The 12,772-nt window shown below is 66.3% G+C and carries 11 protein-coding genes; 7 read left to right on the top strand and 4 right to left on the bottom strand.

What is annotated here, in order from left to right:
* The 6 genes from RRU_RS11285 (at position 1) to RRU_RS11260 (ending at position 6,626) form a co-directional block, all read left to right on the top strand.
* Positions 1–1,068: an ABC transporter permease gene (locus tag RRU_RS11285; RefSeq protein WP_014626326.1), complete on the top strand. Its 1,068-nt coding sequence runs from the start codon at positions 1–3 to the stop codon at positions 1,066–1,068.
* Positions 1,069–1,073: 5 nt separating this feature from the next.
* The gene (locus tag RRU_RS11280) at positions 1,074–2,048 is read left to right on the top strand and encodes an ABC transporter permease (RefSeq protein WP_011390025.1); all 975 of its coding nucleotides are present in this window, start codon (positions 1,074–1,076) and stop codon (positions 2,046–2,048) included.
* The gene (locus tag RRU_RS11275) at positions 2,038–3,072 is read left to right on the top strand and encodes an ABC transporter ATP-binding protein (RefSeq protein WP_011390024.1); all 1,035 of its coding nucleotides are present in this window, start codon (positions 2,038–2,040) and stop codon (positions 3,070–3,072) included. Before RRU_RS11280 ends, RRU_RS11275 begins: the two co-directional genes overlap by 11 nt.
* Complete coding sequence (locus tag RRU_RS11270; protein WP_011390023.1) at positions 3,069–4,049, top strand: ABC transporter ATP-binding protein; 981 nt, start codon at positions 3,069–3,071, stop codon at positions 4,047–4,049. Before RRU_RS11275 ends, RRU_RS11270 begins: the two co-directional genes overlap by 4 nt.
* 53 nt (positions 4,050–4,102) lie before the next feature.
* Positions 4,103–5,512 carry a M17 family metallopeptidase gene (locus RRU_RS11265; protein WP_011390022.1) on the top strand — a complete coding sequence of 470 codons (1,410 nt, stop codon included), beginning with the start codon at positions 4,103–4,105 and terminating at the stop codon, positions 5,510–5,512.
* Positions 5,513–5,588: 76 nt separating this feature from the next.
* Positions 5,589–6,626, top strand: coding sequence for a hypothetical protein (locus tag RRU_RS11260; protein ID WP_011390021.1), 1,038 nt, complete (start codon positions 5,589–5,591; stop codon positions 6,624–6,626).
* A gap of 73 nt (positions 6,627–6,699) precedes the next feature.
* Here RRU_RS11260 and RRU_RS11255 read toward each other — a convergent pair whose 3' ends face one another.
* Positions 6,700–7,812: a branched-chain amino acid ABC transporter substrate-binding protein gene (locus RRU_RS11255; protein ID WP_011390020.1), complete on the bottom strand. Its 1,113-nt coding sequence runs from the start codon at positions 7,810–7,812 to the stop codon at positions 6,700–6,702.
* Positions 7,813–8,053: 241 nt separating this feature from the next.
* Positions 8,054–9,991 (bottom strand): ABC-F family ATP-binding cassette domain-containing protein, encoded by a 1,938-nt coding sequence (locus tag RRU_RS11250; RefSeq protein ID WP_011390019.1) that lies wholly within the window; start codon positions 9,989–9,991, stop codon positions 8,054–8,056.
* Positions 9,992–10,390: 399 nt separating this feature from the next.
* Here RRU_RS11250 and ndk point away from each other — a divergent pair, with 399 nt between their 5' ends.
* Positions 10,391–10,813: a nucleoside-diphosphate kinase gene (gene ndk, locus RRU_RS11245; RefSeq protein ID WP_011390018.1), complete on the top strand. Its 423-nt coding sequence runs from the start codon at positions 10,391–10,393 to the stop codon at positions 10,811–10,813.
* Positions 10,814–10,912: 99 nt separating this feature from the next.
* Here the strand turns inward: ndk and purN are convergent, their stop codons facing one another.
* Both purN and purM read right to left on the bottom strand, forming a co-directional pair.
* Positions 10,913–11,587 carry a phosphoribosylglycinamide formyltransferase gene (gene purN, locus RRU_RS11240; RefSeq protein ID WP_011390017.1) on the bottom strand — a complete coding sequence of 225 codons (675 nt, stop codon included), beginning with the start codon at positions 11,585–11,587 and terminating at the stop codon, positions 10,913–10,915.
* Complete coding sequence (gene purM, locus RRU_RS11235; protein ID WP_014626325.1) at positions 11,584–12,696, bottom strand: phosphoribosylformylglycinamidine cyclo-ligase; 1,113 nt, start codon at positions 12,694–12,696, stop codon at positions 11,584–11,586. The genes purN and purM overlap by 4 nt, the downstream gene beginning before the upstream one ends.
* Positions 12,697–12,772: the final 76 nt, after the last annotated feature.

Here is a 12,772-nt window from a genome sequence, read left to right as displayed (position 1 = left end):
GTGAGCTTCGCCTTTTCCACCCGCCCGCCGGCGGGCCAACCAGACGACAAGGGGGGGCGGGCGCCCCCCCTCACTTCCGAACCGCCCCCCCAGGGCCCCTGGGCCGTCGCGCTGCGCAAGCTGTGGCGCGACCGGGCGGCGATGGTCGCTCTCGCGGTGTTCCTGGTCGTCTGCGCCCTCTGCCTGATGGCCCCGCTCTATGCCCAGTTCATCGCCGGAAGCGATCCCTTCCAGACCAATCTCAATGGCGAGATCGTTGTCGATGGCGAGGTCCGGGCCGTTCTCGAAGCCTCGACCGAGGGGTTGGGCCTGGGGATGACGCCGATCGGTCCGACCTGGCGACTGGGACCCTATATGCTGGGCGCCGACAACCAGGGCCGCGACGTCGCCGCCCGCCTGCTTTATGGCGGCCGCGATTCCTTGTTGATCGCCGGGTCCTCGACGCTGATCACCCTGGTGCTCGCCACCTTTGTCGGCGTGGTGGCCGGCTATTTCGGCGGTGTCGTCGATGGGGTGTTATCACGGTTTCTTGATATCCTCTGGGCCTTTCCGATCTATCTGCTGGCGATTTCGCTGTCGATCGTGCTGATCAGCAAAGGGCTCGAGATCGGGCCGATTTCGATCACGGCGGGCAGTCTGGCCCTGCCGATCACCATCATCGGCATCGTTTATGTGCCCTATGTCGCCCGGCCGATCCGCGGCCATGTGCTGTCGTTGATGACCAGCGAATTCGTCCTGGCCGCCGTCGGCCTCGGCGTGCCTTCGGCCCGCATTCTGCTGCGCGACATCCTACCCAATGTCATGACGCGGGTGATCGTGTTCATCCCGCTGATGATGGCGCTCAATATGCTGACAGAATCCTCGCTGTCGTTCCTGTCGATCGGCGTACAGCCGCCCGACGCCAGTTGGGGCACGATCATCCAGGACGGCCAGGGCCTGCTCTACAGCCGGCCGATGGTCGCCTTCGCCCCGGGGCTTGCCATCGTGTTATGCGTTCTGACCTTGAACATCTTCGGGGATGGCGTGCGCGACGCGCTTGATCCCAAGTCCAAGCTGCGGGTGGGGTAGGGATCATGCTGACCGCCCTGGCCTCGCGCTTCGCCCAGATGATCTTCGTGCTGGTCGGCATCAGCATGATCGTCTTTCTGATCTTTTTCGCCACTCCCGGGTCCGATCCCGCCGCCCGCATCGCCGGGCGCAACGCCTCGCAGGAAACCTTGCAGGTGGTTCGCCATGACTTCGGCCTCGACCGGCCGCTGCCGGTGCAATACGCCCTGATGATGAAGCGGCTGTTCATCACCGGCGATCTGACCTCTTTCGTCAATCGCGGTCAGAAGGTGGTGCCCACCGTGGTCAACGCCATTCCCGTCACCTTGTCGCTGGTGCTGGGCGCGGGGGTGCTGTGGGTCGTCGGCGGCGTTGTCGTTGGCGTGCTGGCGGCGATGACGCGCGGGCGCTGGCTTGACCGGGTGCTGATGATCCTTGGCCTGATCGGCGTGTCGATGCCGGTGTTCTGGCTGGGCGAGGTCGCTAATCTGGTCAGCCAAAGCCGCTTTCACGACACCTTTTTGTTCTCGTGGGTTCCCGCCCTTGGCTACAAGCCGTTTTCCGAGGATCCGGCGGGGTGGTTCAAAACCCTGGTCATCCCCTGGTTCACCCTGGCGACGCTGTATGTCGGGCTGTATGGCCGGGTGCTGCGCGCCAGTCTGATCGAGGTGTTGCAGGAGGATTTCATCCGCACCGCCCGGGCCAAGGGGTTGTCCGAGCGCCGCATCCTGCTGCGCCATGGCCTGCGCTCGTCGCTGGTCGCCTTTGTCACCATGTTCGGCCTGGATTTCGGCGCCCTGGTCGGCGGCGGTGCCTTGTTGGCCGAAGTGGTGTTCGGTCTGCAGGGCGTGGGCAAGGTGACTTATGACGCCATGCAGAATCTGGATCTGCCGACGATCATGGCCACGGTGATTTACGCCTCGTTCTTCGTCGTCTTCGCCAATTTCATTGTCGATGTGCTGTATGCCTTCCTTGATCCCCGGGTGCGCGATGCCTTCTGACCCCAGCCTTTTGCTTGATGTCCGCGATCTGCGGGTGTCGTTTCGCAGCGAACGCGGTCTGGTGCGCGCCGTCGATGGCGTGTCGTTCTCGGTCGGCCGCCAGGAGATCGTCGGGCTGGTCGGGGAATCGGGATCGGGCAAGACCCAGACCCTGCTCAGCCTGATGGGGCTGATCGACGATCCCAACGCCATCGTCGAGGGCGAGGTGCGGTTTCTCGGCGAGGATCTTCTGCGCCTGCCGCGCAAGGCCCTTCAGGCGCTGCGTGGCGGCAAGATCGCCATGATCTTCCAAGATCCGATGACCTCGCTGACCCCGGTGCACCGGGTGGGCGATCAGATCGTCGAGCAGATCCTGGCCCATAAGGGCGGCTCGCGCCGCGCCGCCCGCGACAAGGCGCTGGCCCTGCTCGAAGCGGTGCGCATCGCCAATCCGACGGCGGTGGTGGCGCGCTATCCCCATGAACTGTCGGGGGGCATGCGCCAGCGCGTGCTGATCGCCATGGCGCTATCGTGCGATCCGGCCCTGTTGCTGGCCGACGAACCGACAACGGCGCTTGATGTCACCGTTCAGGCGCAGATCCTGGATCTGATCGGCCGACTGCGCGGTGATTTCGCCTCGTCGGTGATCCTGGTCACCCATGATCTGGGCGTGGTCGCCGAGGTCGCCGACCGGGTTTTGGTGATGTATGGCGGCCGGGTGGTGGAAGAAGGTCTGATGGACGAGGTGTTTCGCGATCCCCTGCATCCCTATACCTGGGGCCTTTTTGATTCGATTCCGCCGCTGGAAGGCCCGCGCCCGCGCCGCCTGCGCTCGATTCCGGGCAATCCGCCGACGCTCTCGTCCCTGCCGCCGGGCTGCGCCTTCGGCCCGCGCTGCCGCTGCCGCTTTGACGCCTGTTCGATCTCGCCGCCGGTCCAGCGCCTGGGAAACCGGCGCTTCGCCTGCTATCTGAGCGCCAGCCAACGCGCCACCCTGCGCAACGCCCCAAACGCGGGCGCGGCGGCCGTGGAGGGCTTGTCATGACCCCGGTTCAACCGCTGCTGCGGGCCACGGCGCTGGTCAAGACCTATCAAACCCGCCGCTCGCCGCTGCGCCGGCCGAGCCCGCCGGTGGTCGCCGTCGATCAGGTCACCTTCGATGTCTGGCCCGGCGAGACCCTAGGGCTGGTCGGTGAATCGGGGTGCGGCAAATCGACCCTCGGGCGGTGCCTGCTGCGGCTGACCGATATCTCCGCCGGCACCTTGGAGTTCGAGGGGCGGGATATCACCAAGGCTTCGCTGCACGCTCTGCGGCCGACGCGGCGCCGGATGCAGATGGTCTTCCAAGACCCCTACGCCTCGCTCAATCCGCGCCGCCGGGTTGGCGATTTGCTGGCCGAACCGCTGCGCGTTCACAAACTGGGCACCGAGCGCCAGATCGCCGATCGGGTGGCCGAGTTGCTGACCCAGGTCGACCTGCGCCCCGACCACGCCCAGCGCTATCCCCATGAATTCTCGGGCGGTCAGCGCCAGCGCATCGGCATCGCCCGCGCCCTGGCCCTGGAACCCCGGCTGATCGTCGCCGACGAGCCGGTCTCGGCCCTTGACGTGTCGGTGCAGGCCCAGGTCATCAATCTGATGACCGATCTGCGCGAGCGCCTGGGGTTGACCTATGTCTTCATCGCCCATGACCTCAGCGTTGTGCGCCATATCTCCAGCCGGGTGGCGGTGATGTACCTGGGCGCCATCGTCGAAATCGGCGCCACCGATGATATCTTCGGAAGCCCGCACCATCCCTATACCCAGGCGTTGCTATCGGCGGTGCCGGTGACCGATCCCGATCGCTCGAAGCGGCGCCAGCGGATTTTGCTCGAGGGCGAGATTCCCAACCCGTCGCATCGGCCAAGCGGCTGCCGATTCCACTCGCGGTGCCCCTATGCCGATGACCAGTGCCGCGCCGTGTCGCCGCCGCTGGCGGCGGCCGAACGGGGTCGCCTCGTCGCTTGTCATAAGCCATTATAGATCGCACCCCTTCCCCCGGCGCGTGTCGCCCCGGTCTTCCAGGTCAGGATGTCATGGATAGCTTTCCCTTGGGCGTCGCCCCCCATAGCGCGGTAACCATCCGTTTCGTTGAAGCCTTGCCCGATCCCTCGCCGGTCATCGCCGAGATCATCGGCGGCGGCCGCTCGCCGGGGCGGGCCGATCGCTATTGCGCCGGGCCGTGGGGGCTGACGGTGGTGGTCGGGCTGGCCGCCGATGCCACCCCCGCCCAGGCGGCCAAGGCCGGCGCCCTGGCGGCGGCGGCGCTGATCGGCGAGGCCATCGAAGAGGCGGTTTGCGCCATCGCCTTGTCGACCGAGGCCTCGGTGGCCTTCGCCCGCGCCTTTCGCGCCCGGCTGTTCCGGCCGTTGTCGCTGAAGCGGGCGCCGCGCGCCGAGGATCTGTGCCGGCTGGGCGCCCTGACCCTGGTCGCGGCCAAGCCAAAGGACGCCGCCCGCGCCTGGGCGCCGTGGCAGGCGATCGCCGAAGGCACGGAATGGGCGCGCAGCCTGTGCGCCGAGCCGGGCAACCGCCTCAACCCCACCACCTTCGCCCGTATTCTGGGCGGTCTTGGCGATCTGGGGGTCGAGGTCGAGGTTCTGGATGCGGCGGCGATGGCCCGCGAGGGGCTTAATCTGCATCTCGCCGTTGGCCGGGGCAGCGCCACGCCGCCTTGCGTGGTGGTGCTGCGCTGGCGGGGCGGCGAGAACGACGCGGCGCCAAGTCTTTTGGTCGGCAAGGGCATCACCTTCGATGCCGGCGGCATCTGCCTGAAGCGCGCCGCCCATATGGAGGATATGCGCGGCGACATGGCCGGAGCGGCGGCGGTCGCCGGGGCGATCCGCGCCCTGGCCCTGCTCAAAAGCCCGGTCAATGTGACCGCCGTTCTGGCCCTGGCCGAGAATATGCCGGGCTCGCGGGCCCAGCGGCCGGGCGATGTCTGGCTTGGCCACGCCGGCAAAACCGTCGAAGTCATTGATACCGATGCCGAGGGGCGTCTGGTGTTGGCCGATGCCCTGTCGTGGGGGTGCGCCACGCAAAAGCCCCGGCAGGTCGCGGCGCTGTCAACCCTGACCTATGCCATCATGGCCGCGCTCGGCTCCCATTACGCCGGATTGTTCGCCACCGACGATAATCTGGCTTCGGCCCTGCTGAGCAGCGGCGAGGCTTCGGGCGATCGCTTGTGGCGGATGCCCTTCACCCCGGCCGATGATCCGGCCCTGAAGTCCGAAATCGCCGATCTGCGCAATTGTCCGCCGGTCGGTCCGCCCGACGCCATGAACGCCGCCGGCTTCCTGCGCGTCTTCGTGCCCGAGGATATCCCCTTCGCCCATCTCGATATCGCGGCGATGACCCTGAAGGCCGAAGCCGACGACACCCTGCCGGCCGGCCCCACCGGCTTTGGCGTCGCCTGTCTGGTGCTGTGGCTGATGGCAAAGGGATAAGGCCTATTGTGCGAGCGGGGCGGGCATCCGATTTTTAGATCCGTATGGCACCGCCCCCTTCGCCTGGAGAGCCCTTTTGCTGTTTCTTACGTCCGCCAAGGCCGCCACCGTGCGCGCTGCCCTTGATCATTGGGCCGGTCAGGGGCTTCTCGCCCCCGACGAGGCCGCGCGGCTGTCGGCGACCATCACCGTCCAAACCGTCGATTGGCGCCGCCTGTCGCGCTACGCCTTCTGGGCGGCGGTGGCCTGCCTGATCGTCTCGCTGGGCGCCCTGGCCGAAGATAGCCGGGTCATGGCCCTGCTGGTCCGCTTGTTCACCTTTGGCCCGGCCCAGCGCTTCCTCGGCTTCGCCCTGGCCGCCGGGGCGTTTTTCGCCTATGGCGTTTATCGTCATCGCGCCCGGCCGCAAACCGCCTTTCGCAACGAGGCGATCTTGTTCCTGGGCGTCGTCGCCACGGCGGCCAGCCTAGTCAATCTGGGACTGTGGCTCGATAGCGGCAAGGGTCGCGATGATCTGCTGTTTTTGCTGGCCAGCCTGATCTATGGCGCCATCGCGCTGGGGCTGCGCTCGGTTCTGGTCTGGGTTTTTACCCTGATCGCCCTGGCCTGCTGGATGGTCGCCTTTACCGGCATCGTCTCGGGCTGGGAGAATTATTACCTGGGACTGAACTGGCCCCTGCGTTTCGTGCTGTTCAGCGCGGCAATCGTCGCCCTGGCCGTGCCGATGGCGCGCGGGGCGCGGCTGGCGGCGTTTAGCCGGCCGACGCTGTCGCTTGGCCTGCTGTATTTGTTCCTGAGCCTGTGGCTGCTGTCGATCTTTGGCAATTACGGCGATCTCGAGGAGTGGCGAACGGTCTCTCAGCTTGGCATGATCCCGTGGTCGGTGCTGTTCGCCGCCGTCGCCGTGGCAGCGATCTGGATCGGCGTGCGCCGCGATGATGGCATGCTGCGCGGCTATGGCCTGATCTTCCTGGGCCTGAACATCTATACCCGCTTCTTCGAGGTGTTCTGGACCAGCTTGCACAAGGGGATCTTCTTCGCCCTGCTTGGCGTCAGCCTGTGGCTGCTGGGCACCCGGGCGGAAAAGCTGTGGACCCTGGGGCGAGGCCGCTAGAGACCAGTTAAAGAAAAGGCCCCGCCGGATCGCGCCGACGGGGCCTTTCTGTGACCGTAAGGTCCAAACGGTTTTAGAAGGCGGCGGGCTTGGGCTTGCCGGCGCTCCACTGATAGAAAACGAAGGCCGGGGCGGTCAGATCGCCCTTGGCGTCGAAATCCATCGGACCGGCGACGGTCTCGAAGGTATTGTCGCGCAGGGCCTTGGTCACCGCTTCCGGGTCGGCCGAACCGGCCTTGGCCATCGCCTGGGTCAGCACCTGGGCGGCGGCGTAGTAGTAATAGGCGAAGTTGTCGGCGTCGCCCTTGCCATCGGCCTTGAAGGCTTCGACCGCTTCCTTGGCCGCCGGATTGGTCGAGGCGTCGGGGGTGAAGGTGAACAAGGTGCCTTCGCCGGCCTCGCCGGTGATCGCCCAGAATTCCGACGACGACAGGCCGTCACCGCCGACGAACACGGCGTCCAGGCCCTGGGCGCGCGACTGGCGGACGATCTGGCCCAGGTCGTTGTAATAGCCGCCGTAGTAAACGACCTTCACCCCGGCCTGCTTGAGACGCGAGATCAGCGCCGAGAAATCCTGCTCGCCGGGCACGATGGCGGCGAACAGCGCTTCTTCCTTGCCCGCGGCGTTCATCGCCTTCTTGGCTTCCTCGGCCAGACCGCGGCCATAGGCCTGCTTGTCGTGGACGATGGCCGTCGTCTGATCGGCGAAGCGCTCGGCGATCATCTTGCCGGCGATGGTGCCTTGCTGATCGTCGCGACCGGTGGCCCGGAAGACATTGGTCAGCCCGCGTTCGGTCAGATCCGGTCCGGTCGCCGAGGCGGTGACCATCGGGATCTCTTCTTCGGAATAGACCGTCGAGGCGGCCATGGTCGGGCCGGTGCACATATGGCCGATCACCGCCTCAACCCCGGCGGAGACGAACTTATTGGCCACAGCCACTCCCTGCTTGGGGTCGCAGGCGTCATCTTCGACCTGAAGGGTGATGGTCTCGCCCTTCAGTCCGCCGGCCTTGTTGAAAGCGGCGATCGCGGCTTCGGCGCCCCGGCGGGACTGTTCGCCGATGGCGGCGATCTGCCCGGTCAGGCCGAGGGCGAGGCCCACGGGAATATCGGCAAGGGCGGGCAAGGGCGAGATGGCCAAGGCGGAGACGGTAACCGAGAACACCGCCTTATGCAGCGTGCGCATGATTCTATCCTCTGTTGCGGTATGGGGGCGCCGCGAGGAGGGGCCCTCCTGGAAACCGCCAAAGGGTAATCGCCACCTCCGGTCGATTCAACACTTTCGAAGGGTTTTTCGGGAAAATCGTTCCGAAAAATACGCGAGCCGGGCCGTGTACGCTTATCTAATTACGACTGCCCAAACGGCGGGCGGCGACCTGCCTATCAGGGGCTTTCTGCCCAAGCTTTGGGCGGCGGAAAAAGCCCGCTCAGCCCTCGGCCAGGGCCGGTTCGGCCGCCGTCGCCGAATCCAAGGCCTCCTGGGCGCTCAACCAAGCGTCCTCGGCGCCAGCCAGGGCGCGGTCGACCCGGCCAAGATCTTGCTGAAGCAGGGCGACTTTTTCCTTCGGTCCGCGATAAAGGGCGGGATCGGCCAGGGCGGCCTGGATCTTGGCCTTTTCGGTGGTCAGCTTGTCGACCTGGGCTTCGGCCTTTTCGGCCACCCGGCGCAGCGGCGCCAAACGAACCCGGGCTTCGGCGGCGGCGCGGCGGCGATCCTGGCGGGCGCTGGCCGAGGTGGCGGCGCCCTCGGCCGCTGCTTCGCCGGCGTTGGCGCTATCGCTGGAGGCTTCGCGCCGCGCGTCGCGGGCCCGTTCAAGCAGCAGCTTGCGGTAATCGTCCATATCGCCTTCGAAAGACGTGACCTTGCCGCCATCGACCAGCCACAGGCGGTCGGCGACCATTTCCACCAGTCGCGGATCATGGGAGATCAGCAGCACCGCGCCCTGGAAGACATTGAGCGCCTGCATCAGCGATTCGCGCGAATCGATATCAAGATGGTTGGTCGGTTCGTCGAGGATCAGCAGATGGGGGGCCTCGCGGCAGGTCAGGGCGATCAGCAACCGGGCCTTTTCTCCGCCCGACAGATTGGCCACCGGGGTATGGACCCGGTCCTCGCCAAAGCCGAAGCGGCCAAGATGGCCGCGAATCTTCTGGTCGGACAACTCGCCCATCAGCCGCCGGCCGTGGAGCAGCGGGCTTTCGCCCATGCGCAATTCGTCGGTCTGATGCTGGGCGAAATAACCGATGCGCAGTTTTGATGGCATGCGGATCTCGCCCGACAGCGGCGCCAGACGCCCGGCCAGCACCTTGGCCAGGGTGGATTTGCCATTGCCGTTGGCGCCGAGCAGGGCGACGCGGTCCTCCATATCCAGGCGCAGGGTGACGCCGCGCAGCACGGCGACACCGTCATAGCCCGCCGCCACGTCATCGAAGGCGACGATCGGCGGCGGCAATTGGTCGGGATCGGGGAAATCGAAGGGAATGGTCGAGTCTTCGACCACCGCTTCCACCGGCTGCATGCGTTCGAGCATCTTCAGGCGGCTTTGCGCCTGACGGGCCTTGGTCGCCTTGGCGCGGAAGCGATCGACGAAGGCCTGGATGCGCTTGCGCTCTTCGGTCTGGCGGACGAAGGCCTTGGATTGGTGCTCCATGCGCTCGCGGCGGGTGCGCTCGAAGCGGTCGAAATTACCGGCATAGGCGACAAGCTTGCCGTTATCGAGATGGATGATGCGGCCGACGGCGCGGTTGAGCAGGTCGCGATCGTGGCTGATGATCAGCAAGGTTCCCGGGTAATTCGCCAGGAAGCCTTCCAGCCACAAGGTGGCCTCCAGATCAAGGTGGTTGGTCGGTTCGTCGAGCAGCAGCAGATCCGGGCGGGAAAACAAGGCGGCGGCCAGGGCGACGCGCATGCGCCAGCCGCCGGAGAATTCGCCGACGGCGCGGGCCTGGGCCTCGGCCGAGAACCCCAGGCCCGACAGGATCGCCCCGGCGCGCGCCGGGGCCGAATGGGCGCCGATGGCGTTCAGCCGGTCATGGATTTCGCCCAGATGATGGGGATCGGTGTCGCCTTCAAGCGCGGCGAGCAGGCTGGCGCGTTCGGCATCGGCGGCCAGCACGCAGTCAAGCAGCGTGGTGTCGCCGTCGGGAGCCTCCTGGGCGACCTGACCGACCCGGGCGCGCGGGCGGACGGCGATCGATCCGCCATCGCCGCTCAATTCACCAAGGATCAGGCGAAACAGCGTGGTCTTGCCGGTGCCGTTGCGACCGATCAGTCCGATGCGCTGGCCTTCGGGAATATGGGCGGTGGCCTCGTCAAGCAGGGTGCGACCGCCGATGCGGTAGGTCAGGGATTTGATGTGCAGCATGGGGCGATCCTAAACACCGACGCGCCACCGCGCGTTTCTATAGAGAGGGACGCGCCGCCGCGCGTCTTTTTAAGAAAGTCGGATGCGCCGGCGCGCATCCTTGCAGCGGAACCATCGACGGGGCCGCGACCGCGCCTCGTCCCGCGAAAGGCTTTATGGGCGAGGGCGGCGGGAAACGGAAGGGGGCAGAGATTACGAACAAAAAGAGGGGGATTGCTCCCATCTCTTCTTCGCGGTAGAAAGCGCCCGCTCCGATGGCCGGCCCGCCGTGGCCGGCGGAGCCTGTTTTCCAGTCACCGGGGTCCCAAGCACGAACCCTCCGGACGCCGCAAGGGGCGGCGGGCCGTGATCAAGATAGAGCACCCTTTTCCGACGGACCCCCAGCAAAGGGATACCAAAATGGCGATCGAACGCACCCTCTCCATCATTAAGCCGGACGCGACCCGCCGCAATCTCACCGGGGCGATCAATGCCCGGTTCGAGGAAGCGGGCCTGCGCATCGTCGGTCAGAAGCGTCTGCGCCTGACCACCGCCCAGGCGGAAGGCTTCTATGAGGTCCACAAGGAGCGCAGCTTCTTTGGCAGCCTCGTTGAATTCATGACCTCGGGCCCGGTGGTGGTTCAGGTTCTCGAAGGCGAGAACGCGGTTCTGAAGAACCGTGAAGTGATGGGCGCCACCAACCCGGCCAACGCCGCCGAGCACACCATCCGCAAGGATTTCGCCGAATCGATCGAAGCCAATTCGGTCCATGGGTCGGATTCCGCCGAGAACGCCGCCCACGAGATCGCTTACTTCTTCGCCCAGACCGAAATCGTCGCCTAAAGCAAATCCCCGAGCACTCTCGACCAGGGTGCGACGACGATTTGTGTCACTGCGAAACCCGCCCCGAAAGGGGCGGGTTTTGTTTTGGGCCGCCGGCCGTCAGGCGCTGAGCGGCGGGTTGATCAGGGTGATATCGTCGGCGGCGGCGTCGATGATGGCGCGATTGCCTTCAACGCGCACCTTGCCCTCGGCCAGCAGGCGCAGGGCCAGCGGGTAGATCTGATGTTCCCGGGTCAGCACCCGTGCCCCCAGGCTGTCGGCGGTATCATCGGGGCGGACGGGCAGGGCGGCCTGGACGATGATCGGGCCGTCGTCCATTTCGGCGCGCACGAAGTGAACCGTGCAGCCATGAACGCGCACCCCGGCCTCGATCACCCGTTCATGGGTATGCAGGCCGCGGAAGGCCGGGATCAGCGACGGATGGATGTTGATCATCCTGTCTTGCCAGCGGGTGACGAACCCCGCCGTCAGCAGGCGCATGAAGCCCGCCAGACAGATGATATCGGCGCCGACGGCTTCGATATGGGCGCTGAGCGCGGCTTCGAAGGGTTCACGCCCGGCGAAGGCCTTGTGGTCGATCACCGTGGTCGACAAGCCGGCGGCTTGCGCCCGCTCCAGACCCTTGGCGTCGGCGCGGTTGGAAATCACGCTGACGATGCCGGCGGGGAAGGCGGGATCGGCGCAAGCCGCGATCAGCGCTTCCATATTGCTGCCGCGCCCGCTGATCAGTACCGCCACGCGCTTGCGGGGCGCGGTCGATTGGGGAGCGTTCATCGGGCGAAGGCTTCGTCCAGGTGATCGATGATCACCGCCTCGCCCTCGCCGCGCGCGGCGATGGTGCCCAGGCGATGAACGGTTTCACCGTGTTCGCCAAGCAAAGCGATGGCGGCTTCGGCCTTGTCGGCGGGAACGGCAACCACCATGCCGATGCCGCAGTTGAAGGTGCGGGCCATTTCATGGGCGCTGACGCCGCCCTGATCCATCAGCCAGCGGAAGACCGGCGGGAAGGGCCAGGACAGGCCGTCAAGGTGGGCGCAAGCCCCCTGGGGCAGAACACGCGGGATATTCTCCCAGAAGCCGCCGCCGGTGATATGGGCGAAGCCATGAACCAGCCCAGCGCGGTGCAGGGCCAGACAGGATTTCACATAGATGCGCGTGGGCGTCAGCAGGGCGCGGGCCAGGGTGGTTTCGGGGGCGAAGGGCGCCGGGGCGTCCCAGGCCAAGCCGCTGCGCTCGACGATGCGCCGGACCAGCGAGAAGCCGTTGGAATGGACGCCCGAGCTGGCGAGGCCGAGCAGAACGTCGCCCAGGCCGATGCGGTCATCGGTCAGAAGCTGCGAGCGCTCGACGGCGCCAACGGCGAAGCCGGCCAGATCATAGTCGTTATTGCCATACATGCCGGGCATTTCGGCGGTCTCGCCGCCGACCAGGGCGCAACCGGCCTGAAGGCAGCCCTCGGCGATGCCCTTGACCACGGCGCTGGCCACCGGCACCTGCAGGCGCGAGGTGGCGAAGTAGTCGAGAAACAGCAGCGGCTCGCCGCCCTGGACGACCAGATCATTGACGCACATGGCCACGAGGTCGATGCCGACGCTATCATGGATGCCCGAGTCGAGGGCGATCTTCAGCTTTGTGCCAACACCGTCCGTCGCCGTGATAAGAAGGGGATCGGAATAGCCGGCGGCGGCAAGATCGAAGATCGCGCCGAAGCCGCCGAGGGACGCGTCGGCCCCCGGGCGCTTTGTCGATGCGGCAAGCGGTTTGATCGCTTGCACGAGAGCATTGCCGCTGTCTATGTCAACACCGGCATCTTTATAGGTCAGGCCGGTGCCCGTGGCGCCGGCGTCGAGATGGGAAGTGGAAATGGCAACCTCGTTCTTCACTGGTGTTCGTCGCGGCGGGTGGGCGCCCGCAGCCGGTGCGGTTCCCCGGACCATACCCGAAGCGCGCCGCTTTGCA

The organism is Rhodospirillum rubrum ATCC 11170 (assembly GCF_000013085.1).
Taxonomy (GTDB): Bacteria; Pseudomonadota; Alphaproteobacteria; order Rhodospirillales; family Rhodospirillaceae; genus Rhodospirillum; species Rhodospirillum rubrum.
Note: the sequence above shows the minus strand (reverse complement) of the source record. Positions and strands in the feature narration are given on the sequence as shown.

Coding starts and splice junctions, on each gene's coding strand:
- RRU_RS11270 (WP_011390023.1), top strand. CDS start 3,069: ATGACCCCGGTTCAACCGCTGCTGCGGGCCACGGCGCTGGTCAAGACC.
- ndk (WP_011390018.1), top strand. CDS start 10,391: ATGGCGATCGAACGCACCCTCTCCATCATTAAGCCGGACGCGACCCGC.
- RRU_RS11265 (WP_011390022.1), top strand. CDS start 4,103: ATGGATAGCTTTCCCTTGGGCGTCGCCCCCCATAGCGCGGTAACCATC.
- RRU_RS11275 (WP_011390024.1), top strand. CDS start 2,038: ATGCCTTCTGACCCCAGCCTTTTGCTTGATGTCCGCGATCTGCGGGTG.
- RRU_RS11250 (WP_011390019.1), bottom strand. CDS start 9,991: ATGCTGCACATCAAATCCCTGACCTACCGCATCGGCGGTCGCACCCTG.
- RRU_RS11255 (WP_011390020.1), bottom strand. CDS start 7,812: ATGCGCACGCTGCATAAGGCGGTGTTCTCGGTTACCGTCTCCGCCTTG.
- purN (WP_011390017.1), bottom strand. CDS start 11,587: ATGAACGCTCCCCAATCGACCGCGCCCCGCAAGCGCGTGGCGGTACTG.
- RRU_RS11280 (WP_011390025.1), top strand. CDS start 1,074: ATGCTGACCGCCCTGGCCTCGCGCTTCGCCCAGATGATCTTCGTGCTG.